This window comes from Mangrovimonas sp. CR14, from assembly GCF_011764015.1.
Classification (GTDB): Bacteria; Bacteroidota; Bacteroidia; order Flavobacteriales; family Flavobacteriaceae; genus Mangrovimonas; species Mangrovimonas futianensis.
The window spans coordinates 289733-315286 of sequence record NZ_JAAFZY010000004.1; the positions used below are offsets into that span (position 1 = coordinate 289733).

Sequence of the window (25554 nt, forward strand, 5' to 3'; positions counted from 1 at the left end):
ATTCTTTTTTGAATAATTATATTCTTTAGAAAAAAAAATGTTTCTTTGTTAGACAATCAATCATTATGAAAATTCTTGTTACAGGGGCTGTTGGGTTTATAGGCTCACATACTTCGGAAAGGCTTCAAAAATTGGGGCATCAAGTTATTGGGGTTGATAATTTCTCTCCTTATTATAGCGAGGAATTAAAAAAACTGAATGAAAAAGCTCTTAATGATTTAGGAATTTCAGTATTACAATTAGATTTAAGAGAAGCTAATTTAATTGAGAAGTTACCTACGGATGTGGAATATATATTTCATTATGCAGCTCAACCAGGAATTTCGTCAACATCTACCTTCGAAGATTATTTTTCAAACAATATTATTGCAACAAAAAATCTGATTGATTATGCGTTGCAATTGCCCAATTTGAAAATGTTTGTAAATATTGGAACTTCTTCCATTTATGGTTTGGAGGCAACCTATCCGGAAGAGCGTGCTCCTAAGCCAGCTTCCCATTATGGTGTCACTAAATTGGCTGCCGAACAATTAGTGCTTCAGAAGTCCAGGGAAAAACAAATGAAAGCATGTTCCTTGAGATTGTATTCAGTGATTGGTCCAAGGGAGCGTCCTGAGAAGATGTATACTAAATTAATTGCCAACGGTTTAAATGACGAGGCTTTCCCTCTTTTTGAAGGTAGTGATAAGCATTTAAGAAGCTTTACCTATGTCGGTGACATTGTTGATGGCGTGGTTAGCGTTATTGGTAAAGAATCTCAAGTAGATGGTGAGGTTATTAATCTAGGTACTGAGGTTGAACATACTACACAAGAAGGTATTGAAGCCGTAGAAAAGGTGCTTGGTAAGCAAATTGAAATTAATGTTATTCCAAAGCGTCCAGGAGACCAATTACGAACTAAAGCTAATATTGATAAAGCAAGAAAATTGTTAGATTACAATCCGCAAACAACACTTTTAGAAGCTGTTGAACAGCAGGTTGCCTGGTATAAAAAATATTTTTCTTAAGGAATTAGTTGTAGGTTTCAATAGGGACTGCCACCTTGATGTCATCCCAAACCATGGTTAGCGATAAATCATCTAAAGAATTATCAAAACCAATAGTAAATTCCTCAACAGTGGTATTAATCATTTCAACAGGAACTTCCACATTTACTACATCAAATTGAGGTTCTCTCATTGGATTCATTTCCATATCAACACCCCAAGGATAATCTTTAGAGTTAAACATGACATGCCAAGTTGAATCATTAGGGATGGTCCAAAGGGTATATTTTCCTGCGGGAAGGGAATCATTTTTGATTTTTAAAGCTTTGTTTGTTTTAAAAGTGGTTGCTTCATTCGCCCCTGTACGCCATACCTTTTCGTACGGTACTAAGCCCCCAAAAATTTCACGACCTCTTTTGGAAGGTCTGTTGTAAAACACTTCCATTTTCAAATCGTTTTTCACCAAAGAAACAGTGTCCTTAGGACTTAGACGTTTTTGAAACAAGCTATCATCCACAAAATAGGCATATATAAAGGTTCCAACGGCTACAAAAACCAAGAAATACAAGACCCACTTTAAAAATCTATTCATTTTAGAAAAATTTTTTGATTGATAAAGATACTTAATTACACGACCAAGTTGTATTGGCATTCAATAATCTTTAACAGATTTTACGTAACTTAAAAAAACTTTTAATTTTTTGCAACATCCGTTTTTTTCTATCGTCTTTCAAGTGAACTAATCATAAACCAAAAGTGATTTTATGCTTCTAGATAGCATTATTGAACAATGCAAGGAGAATAATCGTTTAGCTCAAATGCAGTTATATGACCAATATTGTCATGGGATGTACATTGTGGCTTATCGATTTATGAAAAATGAAGCAGAAGCTGAAGATGTGGTTCAAGAAGCTTTTATAAAGGCTTTCAGAAAACTGCATCAATTCAATGCCGAGGTGACTTTTGGGGCTTGGTTAAAACGTATTGTCATCAACAGATGTATTGATGTGCTGAAATCTAGAAAGCAACAGCTTATTGAGTTACAGCAAAACCATTTAAAAGTGGTCGATACAACCTATGAAGACAAATGGTTGGTAGAAGATGAGATTACCAAAGAGAATGTTCAGAAGGCAATAGACCAATTGCCAGACAAGTACCGGTATGTCGTTTCACTTTACATTTTGGAAGGATATGATCATCAAGAAATTTCAGAGATTTTGGACATCACGGAAGTCGCTTCCCGAACCCAGTTATCTCGCGGACGTGCAAAATTACAAGAACTTTTAAATCCCTTAAGACATGGCTCAAGATATTAGAAAACTCTTTGAAGAAAACCAAGGCAAAGAGGAGGTGCAAATGCCAGAAGGTCATAGAAACCGATTCATGGATCGTTTGGATCAGGAATTTCCAAAGGAAAAACCGGTTAAAAATCGATCTTGGATGTATGTGGCAGCAAGTATCGTGGTGCTTGTTGGGTTGGTGTATTCTGGATTTAAGTGGATGGATAATGAACCATTGGATACCAATCCACAAGTTGTGGATACACCGTCAAAAACTAATGAAGAGGAAACAAAATCTTTGGGAGATGTGTCTCCAGAATTAAAGCAAGTGGAGGACTATTATTTGGCGAGCATCAATTTTGAATTGTCAAAAGTGAAGGTTACTCCTGAAAACAAAGAATTGTTTGACGGCTATGTTAAAAGATTGGAAGAGTTGAATAGTGAATATCAAAAACTTTCGGTTGAACTGACTGAAAAAGGACCAAACGAGTTTACCGTGACAGCACTTATCAATAATTTAAAGTTACGTTTGAATTTGTTGCACCGCCTTAGAGAACAATTAAAATTATTAAACGAAAATCAATACAATCAAAAAACGAGTTAATATATCATGAAAACACTATTGAACCTATGCATCTTTTGTATGTGCTTGAGTATGTCAGCACAGCAAAAGCTTGAAAAGATATCGCAGTCTATAAATGTTAATGATGAGGTGGTCATCGACCTCAATACTAGTTATACCAATTTGGTTATAGATACCTGGAATAAAGACATTATTGAGGTGGAAGCCTATATTGAAAGCGATAAACTTTCAAAAGAGGAATTGAATGAGGTTTTAAAAGATTGGAAAATCTCTGTAGATGGATCCAAAGATCAAGTATCAATCACTACTGAAGGCATGTATGGCTCTTGGAACAACAGGCTTGTGTACTTTGATGACGAATCTTCAGATGCCTTAAGGATTTTGGAATTAGAACTGGCTAGGTTACCTGAATTGGTCGTAGCACCTACCTTAGAAGGGTTGTCTGATATGCCACCTCTTCCTGCAATGCCTAAGCTTCCAAAATTACCAAAAGGAGTGAGTGAATATCAATTTGATTATGACAAATATCAAAGGGAAGGAGAGGCCTATATGGAACAATGGAGCAAGGAATATGGAGAAAAGTATGGTGATGAATATGCCAAAAAAATGGAAGAATGGGCTAAGAAATGGGAAGAGAGTCCAGAAATGCGTGAGTTTGAAAAACAAATGGAAGCGTGGGGTGAACAATTTGGTAAAGAATTTGGTGAAAAGTTTGGGAAAGACATGGAGAAATGGGGTGAGCAATTTGGGAAGGACATGGAACGATGGGGAGAACAATTTGGTCGTCAAATGGAACAACAAGCTCATAGACTGGAACAAAGAGAAGCTATAAGACAACAGCGAATTCATGAACGTGAAAAAATGCAAGTGGAGCGTGAAAAAATGCAGGAGGAAAGGCAAAAAATGAGAGAAAAGTCTAGGAATTATAAATTAAGACATGTTGGTCCAGATTCCCAAGGTGTAATTAAGACGATACGAATTAAGATACCTAAAAAGGCCAAATTAAATATGAATGTAAGGCATGGTGAATTGAAATTTGCTTCCAATATTCAGGATTTAAAAGCAGATCTAACTTATACGGCTTTAGTAGCCAATAGCATTGATGGAAGTAAAACTTCCATCAATGCCTCCTATTCCCCTGTAAAAATAAACCAATGGTTGGCTGGGGAACTAAAGCTTAAATATGTGGATGATGCCCAAATTAATCAAGTTAAACAATTGGTTTTAAGTGCTAATTCTTCAAACATTATTTTAGACAAACTTTCAGGTAGCGCTATTATTGATGGGAGCTTTGGAGATTTGGTTATAGGTGACATTGATTCTGGGTTTCAGAATTTAAATATTGTTTTAGAAAACAGTGATGCTTTAATTTCACTGCCTCAAACAAATTATAACCTACAATTCAAAGGGAAAAACTCTAGTTTTAAGCACCCAAAGTCAACCAATGAAGCCATGGTGTCTTCTTTTTCTACTGGAGATTTGGGCAGTGGCAAAACCATTGTGGTAAACGCCAAGTTTAGCCAAGTGGTTATGAAATAGTTTCCTACCTTTGGGCTATGGACCCAAACACATTCAACTCCTTTTTATCCCAGATTTCTCCAGAACCCCTTAGGGTTATTGATGACACGATTCCTTTGTCATCCTATGTTTCCATAGATATTTCTGAAAACCAAGCACAATTGCATCAATTTGATGTCACCTCTTCAAAGGATTGGGAAGTCTTTATCAATGATTATTTAAAAAAGCATGAGGCACAGGTAGCTTACGGAGGCTATTTGGAAACGAGAGATATATACAAGCGTAGCAAGCATTTTAATAAATCTGATAAAGAGACAGAACGAAACATTCATCTAGGTATGGATTTATGGGCAGCTGAAGAAACCGCTATTTTCGCACCTTTAGATGGGAAAATACATAGCTTTAGGGATAATATTCAATTTGGGGATTACGGCCCAACAATTATTTTGGAACATCATATTCAAGGAATTCGCTTCTTTACTCTTTATGGACATTTGACTAGGGAATCTATTACCAATTTGGAAGTGGGTCAATCATTTTCAAAAGGACAAATTATTGCTGCTTTGGGAGCCCCGGAAGTAAATGGTGATTATGCGCCTCATTTACATTTTCAAATTATTAGGGATATGCAGGCATATTATGGTGATTTTCCTGGTGTTTGTAGCAAAAAAAATCTGGACAAATTCAAAGAATTATGCCCAGATCCAAATTTGCTATTAAAAGTTTTTAATGGGACACCGATATTTTAAAGGTGGCCTGTTCATCTGAATGGGAAATGACTTTTACCAAGTAGAAGGTACTTGGGATGTTCTGTAGTTTTAAATGAATTTGATTATCCTCTACATCCAATTGATCAAAAGTTTTTACCAATTTTCCTTCTAAGGAATAAAGATTGATTTGGGATACTTTTGAAGGTTCAGATAGTTGAATAAAGAGATCTTTGTCTGCAGGGTTTGGAAAGACTTTTAATTGCGCTTTCCATTTAGCATTTAGTGATAAAGTTTCTAGAACCACATCATTAGTAGTTCCAAGGACATTAATACCATCTGGATTAGAAATATAAGCACCATCCACTGGATTGGTATCATTGACGATGGTAATCGATTCATCTCCGTTTAAAACTTCAAATTCCACAGTAAAGATAGTTCCATTGCCTGTATGTGTAATTCCAGCTGATCCTGCTACATATTGAATAACGCCAGGTGTTCCAGTATTAGTGATAATTGTATTGGCAAAAAGATCGCCATTGGTCAAACTATTTACCTGCAATAATGTAGGGTCATAAGTGATTTTCACTTGGGCTGCTGTGTATGGGGTGCCATCAGACTGAGCTTCCAAGGTGTAATCAAAGGTTTGGCCAATACTCAACGGCGGAGTTACATTAACAGACGCCACCATATTTACCTGAGCTTTTAAAGAAAAACAAAGCATCAGGAAGGTGCCTAATAAAATTGATTTGGTTAAAGTTTTCATAGATATATTTTTGTTTAATTGTTTTGGTCTTCTCCAATTGCGAAATAATTACCCGAAAACAGGCCAAGATCTGCAATGTTAATGACAGAATCATTATTGAAATCAGCCGATTCCGAGTAATTGGCGTCACCAAAAGTGCTTCCATAAGCACCTGAGAAGATACCAAGATCGGCTATGTTAATGATATTGTCGTTATTAGCATCTCCTGCTAATAGGACAGGAATTGTTTCGGAACTATTTTCTGTTAAATTTACTTCAATCATCCGTTGCAAATACAAGGACGTTTTCACTAGCACTTTATATGATCCTTGCCCAATAGTACTTCCAATAGAAATATTTCCAGCACTATCTGCTGTTTCACTAAAAATGTAGGCAGGTGTTACTAAATCGTTGGTACGGTAAAGAATAATATCATAATCTTCAGAGTAGTCTATTCTTCCTTGAAGTGTTACAGATAGGTCCAAGGTATATTGTCCCACCTCCACGGTCACGGTTTGTTCACATGCGTCAGAAGTGTTTCCACTGGCATCTGTCACGGTCCATGTAATAATGGTATCTCCTAATGGAAACGGATCAGTTAACTCTAGGCCATCAGCTCGAGTTCCTAAATATTCAAGCTGTGACCCTAAGGAGCAGTCATCCGATCCTGCTGGTTCTTCAATAGTAACTAAGCCTTCTATTTCACCTTCATCAATGAATTCTGTAATGTTTTCTGGACAGGTGATAGTTGGATTTTCAATGTCTTCAAATACGGTCCAGGTAAAGGTTTCGGTTGCATCAAAACTGTTGTCTTTTGAAACGGTTACGGTTACATTAAACACGCCGTCACCATTAGGTCCACCTGTCAAAGAAGAAGATGCAATTTGACCAAAAATGATACCATTTGTTGGTTCTATTCCAATACCATCTGGTTGCCCACTTATGGCATAGGTAAAATTGTCTGCTGGATTTCCGCCCGTAGCCGAAGCAGTGATATCTGCAATGGCATTTTCACAACTGGTTATATTTTCAAGAGGATCAATTTCCAAAGGAGGGAAGGTGAGACCTAGTACTTCAATGGCAACCACTCTAGAGCGTTCAATCTCCTCAATAAATTCAATGGTTAAATCATTATCTGTAACCGTTACATTAAATTGAAGCATTCCAGCAACCGAATGTCCAAACATCGCATTAGGGTCAAAATGTGAAAACACACGCTGACCTTCCATATTGATGCTGAAAACTACTTCACCAGGTTGCGAAGAACCACCATAAAGGGATGCTTCATAAAGGTTTACAATGTATTTTCCATTTGGCACAGAAATGTGATAGGTCATTGGAACCGTAATATCCAATGAATTTCTATGAGTATGCATAATGGCCTCATAGGTTGCTTGATCAATATAATCAGGGATAGAAGGGTCTTTTATACTGTAATCTAAAGGTCCGTTGGTATATGTTCCGCCACCGCCATCAACTACAAATGATTCTCCAATTCCACCGTCTCCCGTAGGGTTGGCTTCCCAATTAGGGCCGCCATCTGTGGCATCAAATCCTGGTCCTCCAGAATTTATACGAACAACGGGTGAGTAATTTTCTGTAAGTTCTCCAGCCAAATTAAATAAAATAGGGTTGTTGTTTCCATCATGGGTAATGGTCAACTGGGCTTCTTTTGTACCAACTGTTCCATCCGCATGGAATAGTACGGGGATTTGCATGGAAGCTGCCGGATTCAGAACAATAGGGGTGGTTGCATCAATACTGAATAAGGCTGCATCTGTTCCAGTGATAGACATATCTGTAATAGTGATGGGATCATCTGTCGGACCTCCATTATTCTGTAATTCAAAATACTTAATACGATAATTGATATTGTTAGGGGTATGCCCAAAATCAATGGAACTAGGGGTTGTGGATAGGATACCGCTTTCGTTTTCTTCTATATTTATAAAATCCCAAGTAGCGGCAAAATAATCAGAACCTCTTGAAGTCCCTATCATTCCTACGGCCAATCCTTGATTATCTGAAGGGTCTAAAAAGGAAGTAGGTAGGGTTATTGGCGATCCAAATAAAAATAAGTTTTGCCCTTTATCCAACGAATAATAGGGTTGTGCTGAATTGGTAGCTGGATCAATAGCAAAGTATAAGTCAATGGCATTAGCTGTTAAAAGGTCTGTTACATCCTCTGTATAGTTCGTTGTTACAATGCCATCTTCCTCAAGGACCACTTGTAGTCCGTTAATATTATCAGCATTAGAAGTTCCGTTCATGATAACTATTTTCAAATAATTGTCTTGATCGCCATTTCCAATTTGTAATCCATAGGATTGAAAATCTTGAGGATTGGTTTGAGAACCATTAATTCCAAAATAGGGGGATTCTATTCGGGTATGTATCGTAAAAGGATTGGAATTGGTGTCTACATTGGCTCCAAATTGAAAACCGTATTGCTGATCATTAAAGGATTCAAAGGAATCACCTGGAGAGATGTAATCAACCGTTGCCTTTCCGGCAGCACCGCCAAAAGATAAATCATTTGGGTCATATTGCGTTAAATAATCTGTAGATCCGGTTGGGTCAAGCATCAATCCTGTAAAACCTAAACCAAACATTCCAGTTCCGGGATCATTATTCCAAAATGGATAAAGAATAGGAAGGTTGGTGGTTGTTCCGTTATCAGCATCTATAGCAAAAGCATCATTCACATCCAAGATGCCATCGTTGTCATCATCGTCATCATTCAAATCTGAAATAAAATCGCCATCATTATCGTTTGGCTTACTTCCTTGTGAACAATAATTGGTGTTATTATCGATTTCATCTTGATTGGTAAAACCATCACCATCATAGTCGGCTATGGGGTCAAATGCTGGATCCAGAGGATCTATACAATCAATATCCTGAGGTTCAAAAATAGTGATGCTGTTTGAGCCATAGGTAGCCGCCCAAACAGTTCCTGGAAAAATATCGGCATCGCCTTGAGCAATGACATCCAATGGGATACTACCAAAACCTGAGAAAATGGCTTCATATTCAATGACTTGGTCTCCTGTTTCATTAAAAACATACCTATTGATATCACCTCCAAAAGAAGCTGTAAGGATACTTCCTTGCATAGCCCCTTCAAAATTGGTCGCTGTATATTCAGCAATTCCATTTGTTGAAAAGTTGATCACATCCAAAATATTATTTTCAGGACTGGAAACAGGTAAATCACATTGGTATTCACCTAGTTCTGGTCTTACGGGGAAATCCTCTATAATGAAAGAGGATTGAAAGTATCCGGTAACACCTCCTAAAAGAGATTCCAATGATCCATTGTATTCTTCTATCCAGGTGCCTCCAGAATTGAGGTATCCAATGATTCCTGCTTTATTAGGGAATGCTAAAATAGGGTTTGGATGCCCGCCATAATAGGTGAAATTGGCATCGTTTATGGTCCCTACAAAATGAAGCGGATCTCCATATAAAGAACTGTTTTCTTCGCTTAACTCGTTAGTGATATAATGGTTAGCAGGATCATAGTCTACGGTGTTTTGGTAACCTAGAAATTCATCGGTATTGATATCGTAAATTTTAGGAGTTCCACCCCAGGTGTTGTTTGGACCATTATCAGATAGATAGATTCTTCCGCTCTCTGTGACCACGATGTCATAGGTGTTTCTAAAACCGGGAGCAAAGACTTCAATCGGGGAACCTGCCTCAAAAATAGCTTGATTTAAACTATTATGTCCACCAAAGGGATCGTTTAAATCGATGGTAGCGTTATAAAGAGGGTGACCAGAAGGATAAGGAAAATAAGGGCTTGTATTATCGATGTCAGCTCTTGTTGGGTCGTTTAAAGTGGGCAAATCATAAACAAAATCAGTTCCTGTTCTTGGGTCATTATAAATGGGCATAGATTCCAATTGGTCCATGTCAATAATCAAAACATTACCTGAATAAAGATATTCAGGGGTTGCAGCAAAATTGTTTGAAGGAGCCCCTTTATTGGTATTTCCTCCTTGGCAGAGTAACATAAATTCGGTGCCCTCACGTTCGAAAAGGGTCATACCATTGGTAGAGTGGTTTTCTTCACATCTTGGTAATCCTCTTATTAAATCTACTTTTATCCAGTTGGAGCCGTCCCAAGTTAATCTGGAAAGTACTCCAGAGTTGGTATCTAAATTGGTATCTTCTCCAGCACCACCACCACCGATGAGGTTGTCTGATGAAGAGGCATAGATAATTGGGTTTTCAGCTGTTCCGGAAAGTTTAATTCCAGTGATTTGTCTAGTGATGACGGGTGTTAATTCACCCAAATCTGTGTGGTTTTTCGTGTAGTCACGAATCATGGTGATTTCCTCAACATCTGTAACGGTGTAGGTGCCATTTCCCGCAGGTGCATTATCGCGCTCAATGGTATAAGCCCAAATAGTTCCATTTTGTTGGGAAACATACAAGCGGTCATCAGGGCCAAATTCTAAAGAGGTAGGATTTAATACTCCTTCACCAATGAGACCGGTAGAACCAAAACTAATGGTTTGTGAATGGGTGTGTTGGGACCAAAAAATACTTAGTATGGCTAGGAATGCCCATCTAGCTAAATAGTTTGTTTTAAAACAATTAAAAGACATTTTACAATTTTTTTCAAGATTTGTTGTACTGGCGCTATTAATCGAAAAAAATTATCAGGGAGGATTGGAATGTGAATTTAGTAAATAATTGAGGAATTTTAAGAGTGAAATGTTAGCTTTTCGTTAAAACGATTATTTTTCGGACATCATGCCCATAAACAGAAAAGCCAAGAATAAAATTCTTGGCTTTTCCTTTAAAATGAAGTGTGTATTAATCTTCTACAATCACCCAGTCACCATTGGTAATTAAAGGTTCTGCTTGTTTGAATTTTAGGGTTTTATTTTCACCGCTCATGACATGTTTAATCGTCACTTTTTCATTTCTTCCAATCTTGGGCTGTTGTCTAACAATGGTTTCGACAACCTCCTGTTTTTGAGTGTTTCCAACGGCTCTATTTTGAGCAGCTCTTTCGTCCATATTTGGAATCTCCTCTTTGGAAGTTTCTAATTTCTCCTTCGGTTTAGACTGTCTAGCCTCACTAATTGCAGTTGAGTCTTCCGATGGTAATTCTCCTTTGAAAAGGAAAGAAATAACATCCTTATTAACTTGATCAATCATGGATTTGAACAATTCAAATGCCTCAAATTTATAAATCAATAAAGGATCTTTCTGTTCGTGAACAGCCAACTGAACCGATTGTTTTAATTCATCCATTTTACGTAGATGGGTTTTCCAAGAATCATCAATTATGGCTAAAGTGATGTTCTTTTCAAAATCGGTGATAAGTTGTTTTCCTTGAGTTTCATAGGCTTTCTCCAAGTCTGTGACTACTTGTAAGGTCTTAACCCCATCTGTAAATGGAACTACAATACGTTTGAATTTATCGCGTTGGGTTTCGTAAACATTTTTGATTACTGGAAATGCTATTTCTGCATTGCGTTCCATTTTTTCGCGGTAATGTTGGAAAGCTGCTTTGTAAACTTTACCTGCCATTTCCATAGCAGTCATTTTTCCGAATTCTTCTTCAGAAATAGGCGAGCTCATGGAGAAGAAACGAATTAATTCAAATTCGAAGTTCTTAAAATCATTTGCCGCTTTATTAGATTCAGCAATACCTTCAGAAGTGTCATAAATCATATTGGCTAGATCCACACGTAGGCGTTCACCAAATAACGCGTGGTGTCTACGTTTGTAAACCACCTCTCTTTGGGAGTTCATGACGTCATCATATTCCAATAGACGTTTACGGATACCGAAGTTGTTTTCTTCTACTTTTTTCTGGGCTCTTTCAATGGATTTTGAAATCATGGAGTGTTGAATTACTTCACCTTCCTGAAGTCCCATACGGTCCATCATTTTGGCAATACGTTCACTACCAAACAAGCGCATCAAGTTATCTTCCAATGAGACATAGAATTGAGAACTTCCCGGATCTCCTTGACGTCCTGAACGACCTCTTAACTGACGGTCAACACGTCTAGAATCGTGGCGCTCAGTACCAATAATAGCTAAACCTCCAGCATCTTTAACTGCACCTTGCAGTTTAATGTCGGTACCACGACCCGCCATGTTGGTGGCTATGGTAACCTGACCAGCTTGACCAGCTTCAGCAACAATATCGGCTTCCTTTTTATGTAATTTGGCGTTCAATACGTTATGTGGCACCTTACGGATGTGAAGCATCTTTGATAGCAATTCACTAATGTCTACTGATGTGGTACCAATCAAAACAGGGCGACCCGATTGAGAAATCTTGGTAACTTCATCAATAATGGCATTGTATTTTTCACGTTTGGTTTTATAAACCAAATCGTCTTTATCATCCCTTGCTATGGGTCTGTTTGTCGGAATTTCCACTACATCCAATTCATAGATTTCCCAGAACTCTCCTGCTTCTGTTACCGCTGTACCGGTCATACCAGATAGTTTGCGGTACATTCTAAAGTAGTTTTGAAGCGTAATGGTAGCAAAGGTTTGTGTGGCAGCCTCAATTTTTACATTTTCCTTGGCTTCAATGGCTTGATGCAATCCATCGCTATAACGACGACCGTCCATAATACGTCCGGTTTGCTCATCTACAATCATTACCTTGTTATCCATAACCACATACTGTACGTCCTTTTCAAATAAGGCATAAGCTTTCAGTAATTGGTTTAAAGTATGGATGCGTTCTGATTTGATTCCAAAGTCACGGAATAACTCTTCTTTTTCTGCGGCTTCGTCTTCTTTGCTTAAATTTTTGTTCTCTATTTTGGCGATTTCCGTTCCGATTTCAGGCATGACGAAAAAGTTTGGATCGTCTGCACCAGATAAGAATTCAACCCCTTTATCGGTTAATTCGATTTGGTTGTTTTTCTCGTCTATTACGTAGTACAACTCGGCATCAATCTTAGGCATCTCACGGTTGTTGTCCTGCATGTAGAAATTCTCGGTCTTTTGAAGCAACTGTTTCACACCTTCTTCACTCAAGAATTTGATCAGAGCCTTGTTTTTAGGCATCCCCCTGTACACGCGTAACAATTGGAATCCACCTTCCTTAGTATCTCCAGAAGCAATCAGTTTTTTAGCTTCGGCTAAGACACCTGTTAAATATTTTCTTTGAACCCCAACAATACTATCTACTTTGGGTTTAAGTTCATTAAATTCATGTCTATCTCCTTGCGGAATGGGACCCGAAATAATCAATGGCGTTCTAGCGTCATCCACTAATACCGAATCCACCTCATCGACGATGGCATAGTGATGGGGACGTTGTACCAAATCATTTGGTGAATGGGCCATGTTATCCCTTAGGTAATCAAAACCAAACTCGTTGTTGGTTCCATAAGTAATATCAGCATTGTAGGCTTTCTTTCTGGCTGCGGAATTCGGTTGGTGGTAATCTATACAATCAACACTCAAACCATGGAATTCAAAAATAGGCGCCATCCAAGCACTATCCCTTTTTGCCAAGTAGTCATTCACCGTTACAAGGTGAACCCCTTTTCCTGATAGGGCATTTAAATAAACAGGTAAGGTCGCAACCAAAGTTTTACCTTCCCCTGTTTGCATTTCGGCAATTTTACCTTGGTGAAGAGCGATACCTCCAATTAACTGCACATCATAATGCACCATATCCCAAGTCACCTCTTTTCCAGCGGCATCCCAAGAATTGGCCCAAATGGCTTTGTCATCATCTAGGGTTACATAGGCTTTGGTTCCTGAAATCTCACGGTCAAAAGCACTAGCTGTTACCGTAATTTCGGTATTGTTAACAAAACGTTTGGCCGTTTCCTTAACCACTCCAAAAGCTTCTGGAAGGATGTCGTTTAACACCTTTTCAGTAGCTTCAAAAATATCATCTTGAATTCGGTCTATTTCTTGGTAGATTTCATCGCGTTCATCGATATCTTCAGTGGCTTCCGCTTTAGATTCCAGTTCAGCAATGTGATCCATGAAGGGTTTTCGTGCTTCGGCAATTTGGTCTTTGAAATAGGTGGTTTTGGCTCTCAGTTCGTCATGGGATAACTTTTCCAAGTCTCCCTCAAAGGATTTTATTTTGTTGACGATAGGCATAATAGCCTTGACGTCTTGTTTTGATTTGTCTCCGACAAAGATTTTAAGTACGGAATCTAAAATACTCATATTATTGATGTTTTTATGTTTATGGTTGTCTCCAACCATGATAATAAGATCTTACCGCTGTAAAAATACGGCGATTTATAAGTTACTGTATGGTTTTTAGGAATAGTTAACAATAAAAAAAAAGTCTCTTGAAGAGACTTTTTAAACAGTGATGTTATTAATATTCATCCTCGTTCCAGAGGTAATCTTCGTCTGTTGGATAATCTGACCAAATCTCTTGGATGGATTCATATTGGTCTCCTTCATCTTCAATAGACTGAAGGTTCTCAACAACTTCAAGCGGTGCTCCAGTTCTAATGGAGTAATCAATCAATTCATCCTTAGTTGCTGGCCATGGTGCATCACTTAAATAGGAAGCTAATTCTAAAGTCCAATACATGATTCATTAGTTTTTTTAATTTCTGCAAAAATAAATTTTTACTTCAAAAAGTCAAGAAAAAAATGAATTATTTATACATTATTATTAAGAACGTTTGAAAGGTGCCGTAAAACAAGGGTAATGCATTCGTTTTTAACGGTTTTATACCCCGGGCATTAATGGATTAATATTTTTCGGGTATCCATTTTACTTCTTCGGCATGCACATGATGAGACAATTTCCGTGCCAACACAAATAGATAATCTGAAAGCCTATTTAAATACTTTAAAGTGTTTGGATCAACAGGTTCTACCTCGTTTAATGACACGGCTAATCGCTCAGCCCTTCTGCAAATACATCGTGTTATGTGACAGAATGACACCGTTTGGTGTCCGCCGGGTAACACAAAATGTGTCATAGGAGGCAAGGACTCGTTCATTAGGTCCATTTCATGTTCCAACCGCAGGATATCTTCCTCTGAAATTTTGGGGATGTTTAAACGGTCTTTACCATTTTTTAAGGTCGCTTTTTCAGGGTCTGTGGCCAAAATGGCTCCAACGGTAAACAAGCGATCCTGAATATGTATTAGAAGCTCTTTGTCTTGGGAGGGGATGTCTTGATCTCTAACTAGACCGATGTATGAATTTAGCTCATCAACGGTGCCATAGCTTTCAATGCGGATGTGATTTTTGGATACCCGTGTACCCCCAAATAATGCGGTGGTGCCTTGATCTCCAGTTTTGGTATATATTTTCATAAAATTAGTTTCGAATGTTCGTGGATCCAAAGGTACGTTTTATGGTAGGTAATTCAAAGAAGTTATTGGGCAGTAAGTAGGGGACAGTAGACAGTAGAAACTAGACAGTAAGCAGGATAAATTAAACTCGGATGGTGAAATGTTCTTTTTGTTGTTCTTTTCTAAAGAATACCAACCCCCAGTAATATGTATCGATTGTAACGGTCACTTGCGGATGGCTTTTAATGATTTCCCAAGCTTCGGTCATTTCTGGAGACCAATAAATATCATCAAAGATGAAAACGGAGTCGTTGTGTGCAGAAGGGAGAAGGGTTTCAAAATATTCCAGAGTGGCTTTTTTGGTATGATTCCCATCAAAGAAAATGGCATCCCACTTTTGTTCTTTTAAATTTGGGAGGTGTTCCTCAAAACTTCCTTTAAGAATATGGATGTTCTTCCATTTAGCCAATTTATTTGCCGCATAAGCTGCCACTTCTGTGTTTCCATCCACAGAGGTTATTTGAGCTTTAGGATTTCCTAAGGTCATGGCATGGGTTGCCATTCCTAGGGAGGTTCCCAATTCCAAAATAGTCTCAAAATGAAAGTAATTGGTTAATCTTAAGAGGAGTTTGGCTCTTATTAATGGGGTTCCAGCTGTTTTGGCCAATTCTGATGGGGTACGAAATTGCGATTGGGTTTTTCGGGAGCCCTTTCCCAAATCCAGCATTTCTAGAGGTTGTTTGTCTTTGAGCAAGGTTTTGCGATAGGCTTTCAGTCTTTTATAATCGTAAAATGGTTGTTTTAGGTAAAAGCACTTGGTGACCAAATCATAGACAAATGGCGAATGCACCCCATGCTGGTTGGTGGAGCGCTTCAGAAATTTTAAATAAGAAATAATTTGGTAGACCATTTACAATTAACAATAAACAATAAACAATTAGCAATTAGCAATGATTCATTAGTATTTAGGATCAAGAACCAACAACCAACAACGATACACTATACTAGTCTTCCATTTTTTCGGAGAGTTCTAGCCATCTCAGTTCCTTTTCTTCAATATCATCCAATAGGGATTGGAGTTTTTGGGAGAGCTCTTGGATCTGGTCATTGGTTAGGCTGGTATCATGAAACTGACTTTCTAATTTCAACTTGTCTTTTTCCAAAGCCTTTATTTTGCTTTCCAGATTGTTGAACTCCTTTTGCTCATTGTAAGACAGTTTGCTATTGCTGTCTTTTTTCCACTCCTTTTTCTCCTTTTTATCACTTTCCGTTTCTTGTGGTCGGCTATCCTCATACACTCGGTAATCGGTATAGTTACCTGGAAAGTCGTCAATTTCTCCCTCTCCCTTAAATACCAGTAAATGATCCACAATTTTATCCATAAAATACCGGTCGTGAGAAACCACTATAAGGCAACCTGGAAAATCTAAAAGGAAATCTTCTAAGACATTTAAGGTTACAATATCCAAATCGTTGGTTGGCTCATCCAGAATCAAAAAGTTGGGATTTTGGATTAAGACTGTACAAAGGTACAGGCGCTTCCGCTCTCCACCGCTCAACTTCTCTACAAAATCATATTGTTTCTTTCGGTCAAATAGAAAGCGCTCTAAGAGTTGTTGCGCGCTGATTTGTTTTCCTTTTTTCAAAGGAATAAACTCCCCAAACTCCTTGATGACTTCAATTACTTTCTGCTGGGGTTTTATGTTAATCCCTTTTTGGGTATAGTATCCCAATTTGACCGTTTCTCCATGCACAATTTTTCCGGCATCTGGAGCAATGGATTTTGTTAAAAGGTTGAGGAAGGTAGATTTACCAGTTCCATTTTTTCCGATGATACCCACCCGTTCGCCAGGTTGAAAATTGTATTCAAATTGGTTGAGGATGGTCTTGTCTTTGAAACTCTTGGAAACCTTATGGAATTCGACCACCTTGTTTCCCAAGCGCTCCATATTCAGTTCCAATTGTACTACATGGTCTTTTCTACGTTGGTGCGCTTTTTGTTTGATATCGTGAAAATCGTCTATCCGGGATTTTGATTTGGTGGTACGGGCCTTAGGTTGGCGTCGCATCCAGTCCAATTCTTTTTTATAAAGTTGTTTTGCCTTTCCCGTTTCCACCGTTTCACGATCTATACGTTCTTCTCTTTTCTCGAGGTAATAAGAATAGTTTCCTTTATAGCTAAAGAGTTGCCCATGGTCTAATTCTATAATTTCATTACACACGCGCTCCAGGAAATAGCGATCGTGAGTGACCATAAAAAGGGTGAGTTGCTCTTTAGCGAAAAAGGACTCCAACCATTCAATCATTTCCAAGTCTAGGTGGTTGGTAGGCTCATCCAAAATCAAAAGGTCTGGCTTTTTCAATAGTGCCATGGCCAAGGCCAACCGTTTTTTTTGTCCTCCGGAAAGCATCCCAACTTTTTGATCCAATTGTTCTAATTTCAATTGAAACAGGATTTGTTTGTATTGGGTCTCAAAATCCCAAGCTTGGTGGCGGTCCATGGCTTCAAAAGCCTTTTGGTAGGCTTCGGTATCTTCCGGATTTAAAAGCGCCTTTTCATAACGGTTGATGACGTCCAAAATGGGATTGTCTCCATCAAAAATGGAAGCCTCTACTGTAAGTGTATCATCTAGCTCTGGTTCCTGTGGTAGAAAGGCTACCTTCAGATTGTTGCGATAAATGATGTTCCCAGAGTCGGGGACATCCTTTCCGGCCAACATGTTAAGGATAGAGGTTTTACCTGTTCCGTTTTTGGCAACGAAAGCAATTTTTTGATCTTTATGGACACTAAAGGAGAGGTCTTGAAACAAGGTGACTTCTCCATAGGATTTGGCTATATTTTCAACCGTTAAATAATTCAAGGGTGCTATTTTTTTGCAAATAAACGTATAAAACCCAAATTTAGCTCCTTTAGTTTTGATATTAGTATCTAAAACTTATATTTGTTACTAAACTAGGCGCTTTCAAATGAAGAACGTGTGTATGCTTGTAGGGGTGGTGATCACCCTTTTTTTTACTTCCTGCATTCCCCATAAGGATTTGGTGTATTTACAAAATAAGGAACAGGCTTATGGAGCCGATACGATTCCTCGTATTACAGAAACCCAGAAACCCTATCGGGTTCAAATCAATGATGTGTTGAACATTCGTGTACGGGGATTGGATCAAGAGAAACTGACCATCTTCAATCCGGTGGGTGAAGAAAACCTGAATGCCGATAGTGATCAAAGAGCCTATTTTGATGGGTTTACGGTGGACTTGCACGGGGAAATCCGTATTCCTTTATTAGGTAAAATGAATGTGTTGGGATATACCTTAGAGGAGATTGAAGGTATGGTTAAGGAGAAGTTATTGACCGAACATTTTAAGGAGACAGCCCAAATTTTTGTCACGGTAAAATTAACAGGTTTACGATATACGGCTAACGGAGAAATAGGAAGCCCTGGTACTAAGACCTTGTTTCAGGAGCGGGTAAATATTTTTCAAGCTATTGCCAATTGTGGTGAAATTCCTATTACGGGTAATAAAAAAGATGTTTTGATTATTCGCCAGTACCCTCAGGGACAGCAAATACATCATATCGATTTGACCGATATTAAGGTGATGGAGTCTCCATATTACTATATTCAGCCCAATGATATTATTTATGTGAAACCTTTGAAGCAAGTTAGTATGGGATTTGGAACAACGGCTAAAGATACCTTTTTAACTGTGTTTACTGTGATTACGGTTCTTTCAACGACTCTTCTTTTAATCGATCGTTTATAATATGTCCCAATTTGATATACAAGACATAGAAACCCAAGAATCTCGAATTACTTTTGATTTTCGGGGGTATCTGTTTAAAATCCTAAACAATTGGAAGTTGATTTTGGTATGTATTGGTTTAGCCATGTTAGTGGCCTATATGGTAAACGTAAGAAAGCCCAATGTTTATGCCTTGACCTCCTTAATATCTGTGGAAAACGACCAAAGCCCGTTTTTTACTACGACTACCAGTATTTCCTTTAATTGGGGTGGTGTCTCGGGTAAAATGGGGAAAACCATGACCACCCTGGGAACCAGGAATCATAACGAAAAGGTGGTTGACTCCTTACAGTTTTATATGGAATACCTTAAGGAGGGGAAATATCGCAAAGAGGATATTTATCATCAAGCTCCATTTCGGGTGAGTTTGGATACTACCGGAGGACAGTTACTGGGTCCTCCTTTGGGATTGCGCTTTTTGGAAGGTAACAAAGTTGAACTGTTTGCTACTTTTGAAAACTCAGGAGGAACTGTTCAAAATTATACAACAAAGGAAAAAAAAGGAGTCACTTTGCCCGTAGGTGAATACAAAGAAACCTTTCCATTAAACCAACCCATTCATTTACCATTTTTCAATGGAACCATTAAATTGGTGAAGCCGGTCAAACCCGGAAGTGAGTTTTTTGTAAGGTTTTTAAATTTTGATGGCATCGTCAATCAATATAAGACCTTTGTTAAAGTTACCCCATTTGAGAAAAATGCATCATCAGTTATAAGACTGTTCTTATCTGGGACTAATAAGGCGAAGATTGTCGATTATTTGAATACCACGGCTGCTATTTTAAGTAGGGAGGAGTTGGCACGAAAAAATCTTTATGCCACCAATACCATTCGATTTATAGACAGTACCCTCAATAAGGTCAATACCGATTTGGTTCAGGTCAATGACCAGATGAATGAGTTCCGGAAAAAGAACCAGGTGATTACGATACAGGATGAAATGATGGAAACTTCGGAGCGCCTAAAGGTCTTTGAGCAGCAAAAGAGGGAAGAGGAAGCCAAGATTTTGTATCTAGACAATTTAGAAAATTATTTGAGAACCAAAGACAACTATGTCAATATAGCGGCCCCCACTTCGGTAGGAATCAATGAAGGGAACATACTGAGCAGCGTTAGTAAAATTACGGGACTGGCCATTGAGCGACAAAATTTGGAATATACGACCCGTGAGGATTCAGAATTGTTTGATGAGTTGGATCGACGGATTGATTCTGAGAAGAACGTGCTTTTGGAAACCATTGATGCTACTAGGAATACCATTCAACTTAATTTAAATAGTATTTCAAAGGAAATGGGGCGTTTAAATGGCAAACTTTCTAACCTGCCTGAGGAACAGCAGACCTTTTTGAAAATCCAAAGGGAATTGGATTTGAGCCAAGAAGCTTATGATATTTATTTGAAGAAGCGCAGTGAGGCAGCCATTATCAAAGCAGCCAATGTATCGGATATTACGGTGATTGATGAAGCCAAGGATATTGGTGGTGGACGTATAGGTCCCAATCACAATTTGAACTATATGATGGCCTTGATGATGGGAACCTTTATACCTTTGGCTTTTATTTTTGTTCTCTTTTTATTGGATAATACCATTCATGGGTCTGATGAGGTGGAGATCCTATCCAGAATTCCGATTATTGGTTTGTTAGGGAAGTACCGATACCACAATAATTTGGTGGTGTTTGAGAAACCGAAATCGGCGGTCGCGGAATCCTTTAGGGCCATTCGCTCTAGTTTGCAATTTATTCTGAATAAAGAGGAATCCACTGGAGGAAAAACAGTTATGGTTACCTCTTCGGTTAGTGGGGAAGGAAAGACCTTTTGCTCGATCAACTTAGCCACGGTGTATGCACTTTCTGGAAAAAAAACCATTTTGTTAGGTCTGGATTTAAGGAAACCTAAAATCTTTGATGATTTTGATTTGACAAACGAACATGGTTTGGTTAATTATTTTATTGGGGAAAGAAGCTTTGAAGATGTAAAGAGTGCTACCCATATCGAAAATTTGGATGTGGTTACATCGGGTCCTATTCCGCCCAATCCCTCGGAATTGCTGATGAGTCCGAAAATGGCCTCCTTGATGGCAGAACTCAAACAGACTTATGATATCATTGTGTTGGATACCCCACCATTGGGATTGGTGACCGATGCTTTGGAATTAGTTAAATATGCCGATACGACCTTATTTATGGTGCGGTTGGATTACACCAAAAAAGGGATGTTGCAATTGGTCAATGCTAAGTATCGCAACGGAGAGATGAATAATGTTCATTTTGTGCTTAACTTTTATAAGCATAAATCCAATCATAATTATGGATACGGATATGGCTATGGTTACGGTTACGGCTATGGCTATGGTGTTTACGGAAATGCCTATCATCAAAATGGACGCGTTTCGAGATGGGAAAAGGTTAAGCAGTTTTTAAAAAGAATTTAATAACGATATACAATAAAATGAGTAATAAAAAGATTGCAGTAATTGGTTTGGGGTATGTGGGACTCCCTTTGGCCGTTGAGTTTGGAAAAGCCTATGCCACTATTGGTTTTGATATCAATAGCAAACGGGTTCGAGAATTGCAACAAGGAGAGGATCATACTCTTGAGGTGTCTTCTGAAGACTTAAAAGCTGTTTTGTCGGAAAGTTCCCAAGATATTGGTCTGAAAATTACTAAAGAGGTACAGGATCTGGCTGCCTCCCAAATTTATATTGTTACGGTTCCCACACCCACTGATGCTCTGAAGCGACCTGTACTTACTCCCTTGCAAAAGGCGAGTGAAACTGTTGGGCAAGTACTTAAAAAAGGCGACATTGTTATTTATGAATCGACCGTGTATCCTGGAGTTACCGAAGAGTTTTGTGTCCCTATTTTGGAACAGATGTCTGGTTTGACTTTCAATCAGGACTTTTTTGCTGGCTATTCTCCTGAGCGTATCAACCCTGGAGATAAAACGCATACGGTTACCAAGATTTTAAAAGTTACTTCTGGAAGTACACCTGAGGTAGCCCAAGAAGTCGATGCTTTGTATCGTTCCATTATTACTGCTGGTACGCATTTAGCGCCCTCCATTAAAGTGGCAGAAGCGGCTAAGGTGATCGAGAATTCCCAGAGGGATATCAATATTGCCTTTGTCAATGAGCTTTCTAAAATCTTCCGGCTTTTGGATATTGATACTCAAGCGGTCTTGGAAGCAGCTGGAACCAAGTGGAATTTTATCAAATTTACCCCAGGATTGGTAGGAGGACATTGTATCGGGGTAGATCCTTATTATCTAGCACAAAAAGCCATTGAAGCGGGTTATGATCCTGAGATTATTTTAGCTGGTCGTAAAATGAATGACAGTATGGGCGGCTATGTAGCGACTGAAACCGTGAAAATGATGATCAAGAAGGGAGCAACCATTAAAGGAGCTAAGGTCTTGGTACTCGGTATCACCTTTAAAGAGAATTGCCCTGATATTCGTAATTCTCGGGTTATTGATATTATTGAAGAGCTTCAAACCTATGATATCGAAGTGGATGTTTATGATCCTTGGGCTTCTGAGGATGAGGTGCTTGAGGAGTACGGGCTTCCCTTGATAAGTGACGCTTCCCAATTGGCAGCCACCTATGATGCGATTATTTTGGCGGTATCGCATAAAGAGTTTTTAGATTTGGATATTGCTGGGATGAAAGCTGATAAAACGGTTGTTTTTGATGTGAAGTCTTTACTTCCTAGGGAGTTGGTGGATGCTAGGTTGTGACAGTTTCAATGAACAATTAACTATGAGCAATGTGTTGCTTAGTGGGCATTAGCCAGCCTAATGTTTCAGATTTAAGTAGCAAGAACCAAGAGTCAAGAGCCAAGACAGATTCGTTTATAAGATAATAGAACAAAGAAAATAGAATATAGACTTCTCGATACAATTTTGCTCTCTACTGTCGCAAAACCACTCGAAGTGACATAGGGAGAATAACAAGGCGTTGTCAGTTCGAGTGCCGACTGTAAGGAGGTGTATCGAGAACCAAAAAGGGCTACCTGTTTTCTATAAACTTTCTTTGTCATGCTGAGCTTGTCAAAGCATATTTGTTCATTTTTATTTGGATTTACTTTTTTGTATCGCCCAAAAAAGTAACAAAAAATGCTAGACTTACTTTTTACACCTTGAAAATCTTACAAACCTGCTTAATCATGCGCGCCACAATCGCTACGCTTGTCCGGCGCTCCTTTACCCAAGCAAAGCAGGTTTTTGATTTTACTGCGGTTTAAAAACTAGGTCGGTGGTTATTCGGCATTGCCGAAATGATTCTCCAATATTACTTCAAACATTCCTTGTCATGCTGAGCTTGTCGAAGCACCTTACATTGTGTTCATTTTACCTTGATGTAAAACGAACCAAAACATCAAGATGCTCTGATGACATTAGCTATCTGTCGATAGCTACCATGAGCTTTGGGCATTAAGCCTTGTTTCTTTTTCATTGAGTTTTAGCCGTAAGCTCCTAGTATTTTTCTAGTTCAGATTAAAACTGCTCATTATGTCGCAGACCATCGGTTTTTCGGCTTTGCCTGAAAGGGGAGTTCAAGGAGATCCTGAAACAAGTTCAGGATGACAGGCGTTTTTATATTTAAAAGTTAGTTGTCAGGTCGAGCGCAGTCGAGACCTCTTGGAAGAATAGCGGTTTTAAAGTAACCCCTTCACTGCGCTCGGGGAGACATTGTGAATCATTATTTTTTATGGAATCATGATATGCTTCGTAATTACCTTAATCCAAAACGATTCAAAAACATCGGTTTTTCTGCTTTGCCGAAATATGGTTTTGACTTTTGATACAGATAAAAATTAGGGCAGTGGGTTTTCATTGTGGTCTTAAGGATATCAGATATGGCTCCTCCCTTTAACTAAAGAGGGGAGCTTTCAGGTTTAGTGAAGATAATGAGTGAAAATAAATGGTGAGGGAACTTTCTTCATTCCATAATTTCGGTTAAAATCTGGCTAGATGATTTTTAAAGCCTATATAAAGCGCTATCTTTACGTTACTTAAAGACAAGGTATGGTAACAGATGAAATAAAGGAATATTCATTTTTAGTGACTGGAGGCGCAGGCTTTATTGGAAGTAACTTGGTGGCCTATTTATTGGCTCATGGAGCCAAGAAGGTGCGCGTGTTGGATAATTTTTCCAATGGATACCGGGAGAATCTTACCGAGTTTATGGAGCACCCTCAATTTGAACTTTGGGAAGGGGATATTCGTGATTTGGATATGTGTCATAAAGCCATGGTAGGGATGGATTATGTCTCTCACCAAGCAGCTTTGGGATCGGTGCCTCGATCGATTGATGATCCAGCGACTACCAATGCGGTGAACATTTCTGGTTTTTTAAATATGTTGATTGCCTTGAAAGATAGTCCGTCGGTGAAACGAATGGTCTATGCGGCGTCTAGTTCCACTTACGGCGATAGTGCCAGTTTGCCCAAAGTGGAAGCTGTTATTGGAAAGCCTTTATCGCCCTATGCGGTAACCAAATATGTGAATGAATTGTATGCCGATGTGTTTGGTAAAACCTATGGTACTGATGTCATTGGATTGCGCTACTTTAATGTTTTCGGTCCCAAGCAGAGTCCAAATGGTGCCTATGCCGCTGTTATTCCTTTGTTTATGCAAGCACTGAAGACAAAGCAACCGCCTAAGATTAATGGCGATGGCGAGCAGACCCGGGACTTTACCTATGTGGCTAATGCGGTACAAGCCAATGTGAAAGGTTTTTTTGCTAGTAAGGAAGCTGCCAATGAGGTGTTTAATGTAGCTTGTGGGGAGCGAATTTCGGTCAATACTTTGTGGCATACTTTAAAGGAAGCCGCAGAATCAGAACTTGAAGCCATTTATGGTCCGCCACGTATGGGGGATGTGCGTGATTCGTTGGCAGATATTTCCAAAGGTCAGCGCTTGTTGGGCTATGAACCCGAGGTAACTGTGAAGGAAGGGTTAGGTTTGACCTGGAAGGTTTTCAATGAACAATGACCGATTAGCAATTAACAATTATCAATTGGAGATACAGGAGGCTAGAGCTAGGAGTCATGATAGCTAGTGTTTAAGAGAAAGGAATATAGAGCATAGAAAATTGAATAGGGAATAGTTTAATTGTTTTATTGTTTGGTTTTTAGTTGTTGGTGTTTGGTGGCTTCTCGATACAATCGTTCTCCGTTGCTCTTCGAATTATTCCGACGATGTTGTCGGGACAAAACTCGAAGTGACAAGCTTCTCGATACAATTTTATTCCGCTGCGCTCCATAAAATCACTCGAAGTGACATGGGGAGGTTAAAAAGACGTTGTCAGTTCGAGTGCCGACTGTAAGGAGGTGTATCGAGAACCAAAAAGGGCGACCTGTTTTCTTTAAACTTTCTTTGTCATGCTGAGCTTGTCGAAGCATATTTGTTCATTTTTATTTGTATTTACTTTTATACATCGCTCAAAAAAGTAACAAAAAATGCTAGACTTACTTTTTACACCTTGAAAATCTGACAAATCTGCTTTTTCCTGTGCGCCACAATCGCTACGCTTGTCCGGCGCTCCTTTACCCAAGCAAAGCAGGTTTTTGATTTTACTACGGTTTAAAAACTAGGTCGGTGGTTATTCGGCGTTGCCGAAATGATTCTTCAATATTACTTCAAACATT

The 25554-nt window shown here is 38.7% G+C and carries 17 protein-coding genes; 9 read left to right on the forward strand and 8 right to left on the reverse strand.

The window, feature by feature from the left end:
* Window positions 1-65: 65 nt before the first annotated feature.
* Window positions 66-1007 carry an NAD(P)-dependent oxidoreductase gene (locus tag GZ212_RS10105; RefSeq protein ID WP_166959614.1) on the forward strand — a complete coding sequence of 314 codons (942 nt, stop codon included), beginning with the start codon at window positions 66-68 and terminating at the stop codon, window positions 1005-1007.
* A 4-nt stretch (window positions 1008-1011) separates the two neighbouring features.
* Here GZ212_RS10105 and GZ212_RS10110 read toward each other — a convergent pair whose 3' ends face one another.
* A complete protein-coding gene (locus tag GZ212_RS10110) occupies window positions 1012-1578 on the reverse strand; it encodes a DUF2911 domain-containing protein (RefSeq protein ID WP_053972580.1) in 567 nt (188 codons plus the stop codon).
* A gap of 172 nt (window positions 1579-1750) precedes the next feature.
* Between GZ212_RS10110 and GZ212_RS10115 the strand changes: the two genes are divergently transcribed.
* From GZ212_RS10115 to GZ212_RS10130, 4 genes are read left to right on the forward strand one after another with little or no spacing between them, the layout of a single operon-like run.
* A complete protein-coding gene (locus tag GZ212_RS10115) occupies window positions 1751-2302 on the forward strand; it encodes an RNA polymerase sigma factor (protein WP_053972461.1) in 552 nt (183 codons plus the stop codon).
* The gene (locus GZ212_RS10120; protein WP_166959617.1) at window positions 2286-2870 is read left to right on the forward strand and encodes a hypothetical protein; all 585 of its coding nucleotides are present in this window, start codon (window positions 2286-2288) and stop codon (window positions 2868-2870) included. The genes GZ212_RS10115 and GZ212_RS10120 overlap by 17 nt, the downstream gene beginning before the upstream one ends.
* A 51-nt stretch (window positions 2871-2921) precedes the next feature.
* Entirely contained in the window at window positions 2922-4388 is a 1467-nt protein-coding gene (locus tag GZ212_RS10125) for a hypothetical protein (protein WP_053972463.1), read from the forward strand.
* A gap of 17 nt (window positions 4389-4405) precedes the next feature.
* Complete coding sequence (locus tag GZ212_RS10130) at window positions 4406-5116, forward strand: peptidoglycan DD-metalloendopeptidase family protein (RefSeq protein WP_166959620.1); 711 nt, start codon at window positions 4406-4408, stop codon at window positions 5114-5116.
* Here GZ212_RS10130 and GZ212_RS10135 read toward each other — a convergent pair.
* The 7 genes from GZ212_RS10135 to GZ212_RS10165 form a co-directional block, all read right to left on the reverse strand.
* Window positions 5094-5840 (reverse strand): T9SS type A sorting domain-containing protein, encoded by a 747-nt coding sequence (locus GZ212_RS10135; RefSeq protein WP_166959623.1) that lies wholly within the window; start codon window positions 5838-5840, stop codon window positions 5094-5096. The genes GZ212_RS10130 and GZ212_RS10135 overlap by 23 nt on opposite strands.
* 14 nt (window positions 5841-5854) lie before the next feature.
* Window positions 5855-10435, reverse strand: a complete 4581-nt coding sequence (locus GZ212_RS10140) for a malectin domain-containing carbohydrate-binding protein (RefSeq protein ID WP_166959626.1) — start codon at window positions 10433-10435, stop codon at window positions 5855-5857.
* Window positions 10436-10646: 211 nt separating this feature from the next.
* Entirely contained in the window at window positions 10647-14000 is a 3354-nt protein-coding gene (gene secA, locus GZ212_RS10145) for a preprotein translocase subunit SecA (protein ID WP_166959629.1), read from the reverse strand.
* 157 nt (window positions 14001-14157) lie between these two features.
* On the reverse strand, window positions 14158-14379 hold the full coding sequence (locus GZ212_RS10150) for a DUF2795 domain-containing protein (RefSeq protein ID WP_053972467.1): 222 nt from the start codon (window positions 14377-14379) through the stop codon (window positions 14158-14160).
* A gap of 163 nt (window positions 14380-14542) precedes the next feature.
* Complete coding sequence (locus GZ212_RS10155) at window positions 14543-15115, reverse strand: cob(I)yrinic acid a,c-diamide adenosyltransferase (protein WP_166959632.1); 573 nt, start codon at window positions 15113-15115, stop codon at window positions 14543-14545.
* A gap of 121 nt (window positions 15116-15236) precedes the next feature.
* The gene (locus tag GZ212_RS10160; protein WP_166959635.1) at window positions 15237-16004 is read right to left on the reverse strand and encodes an O-methyltransferase; all 768 of its coding nucleotides are present in this window, start codon (window positions 16002-16004) and stop codon (window positions 15237-15239) included.
* Between the two features lie 94 nt (window positions 16005-16098).
* Entirely contained in the window at window positions 16099-17955 is a 1857-nt protein-coding gene (locus GZ212_RS10165) for an ABC-F family ATP-binding cassette domain-containing protein (protein ID WP_166959638.1), read from the reverse strand.
* A 106-nt stretch (window positions 17956-18061) separates the two neighbouring features.
* Between GZ212_RS10165 and GZ212_RS10170 the strand changes: the two genes are divergently transcribed.
* The 4 genes from GZ212_RS10170 (at window position 18062) to GZ212_RS10185 (ending at window position 24898) form a co-directional block, all read left to right on the forward strand.
* Window positions 18062-18862 (forward strand): polysaccharide biosynthesis/export family protein, encoded by an 801-nt coding sequence (locus tag GZ212_RS10170; protein ID WP_166959641.1) that lies wholly within the window; start codon window positions 18062-18064, stop codon window positions 18860-18862.
* Between the two features lies 1 nt (window position 18863).
* Window positions 18864-21335, forward strand: a complete 2472-nt coding sequence (locus GZ212_RS10175) for an exopolysaccharide transport family protein (protein WP_166959644.1) — start codon at window positions 18864-18866, stop codon at window positions 21333-21335.
* A gap of 17 nt (window positions 21336-21352) precedes the next feature.
* Window positions 21353-22639 (forward strand): nucleotide sugar dehydrogenase, encoded by a 1287-nt coding sequence (locus tag GZ212_RS10180; protein ID WP_166959647.1) that lies wholly within the window; start codon window positions 21353-21355, stop codon window positions 22637-22639.
* Window positions 22640-23929: 1290 nt separating this feature from the next.
* Window positions 23930-24898 (forward strand): SDR family oxidoreductase, encoded by a 969-nt coding sequence (locus GZ212_RS10185; RefSeq protein ID WP_166959650.1) that lies wholly within the window; start codon window positions 23930-23932, stop codon window positions 24896-24898.
* The last annotated feature ends 656 nt before the right edge of the window (window positions 24899-25554 follow it).

What these genes read in the sequence shown, in the direction of transcription:
- GZ212_RS10105 (WP_166959614.1), top strand. Translation starts at nt 66, where the DNA reads ATGAAAATTCTTGTTACAGGGGCTGTTGGGTTTATAGGCTCACATACT.
- GZ212_RS10110 (WP_053972580.1), bottom strand. Translation starts at nt 1,578, where the DNA reads ATGAATAGATTTTTAAAGTGGGTCTTGTATTTCTTGGTTTTTGTAGCC.
- GZ212_RS10115 (WP_053972461.1), top strand. Translation starts at nt 1,751, where the DNA reads ATGCTTCTAGATAGCATTATTGAACAATGCAAGGAGAATAATCGTTTA.
- GZ212_RS10120 (WP_166959617.1), top strand. Translation starts at nt 2,286, where the DNA reads ATGGCTCAAGATATTAGAAAACTCTTTGAAGAAAACCAAGGCAAAGAG.
- GZ212_RS10125 (WP_053972463.1), top strand. Translation starts at nt 2,922, where the DNA reads ATGTCAGCACAGCAAAAGCTTGAAAAGATATCGCAGTCTATAAATGTT.
- GZ212_RS10130 (WP_166959620.1), top strand. Translation starts at nt 4,406, where the DNA reads ATGGACCCAAACACATTCAACTCCTTTTTATCCCAGATTTCTCCAGAA.
- GZ212_RS10135 (WP_166959623.1), bottom strand. Translation starts at nt 5,840, where the DNA reads ATGAAAACTTTAACCAAATCAATTTTATTAGGCACCTTCCTGATGCTT.
- GZ212_RS10140 (WP_166959626.1), bottom strand. Translation starts at nt 10,435, where the DNA reads ATGTCTTTTAATTGTTTTAAAACAAACTATTTAGCTAGATGGGCATTC.
- secA (WP_166959629.1), bottom strand. Translation starts at nt 14,000, where the DNA reads ATGAGTATTTTAGATTCCGTACTTAAAATCTTTGTCGGAGACAAATCA.
- GZ212_RS10150 (WP_053972467.1), bottom strand. Translation starts at nt 14,379, where the DNA reads ATGTATTGGACTTTAGAATTAGCTTCCTATTTAAGTGATGCACCATGG.
- GZ212_RS10155 (WP_166959632.1), bottom strand. Translation starts at nt 15,115, where the DNA reads ATGAAAATATATACCAAAACTGGAGATCAAGGCACCACCGCATTATTT.
- GZ212_RS10160 (WP_166959635.1), bottom strand. Translation starts at nt 16,004, where the DNA reads ATGGTCTACCAAATTATTTCTTATTTAAAATTTCTGAAGCGCTCCACC.
- GZ212_RS10170 (WP_166959641.1), top strand. Translation starts at nt 18,062, where the DNA reads ATGAAGAACGTGTGTATGCTTGTAGGGGTGGTGATCACCCTTTTTTTT.
- GZ212_RS10175 (WP_166959644.1), top strand. Translation starts at nt 18,864, where the DNA reads ATGTCCCAATTTGATATACAAGACATAGAAACCCAAGAATCTCGAATT.
- GZ212_RS10180 (WP_166959647.1), top strand. Translation starts at nt 21,353, where the DNA reads ATGAGTAATAAAAAGATTGCAGTAATTGGTTTGGGGTATGTGGGACTC.
- GZ212_RS10185 (WP_166959650.1), top strand. Translation starts at nt 23,930, where the DNA reads ATGGTAACAGATGAAATAAAGGAATATTCATTTTTAGTGACTGGAGGC.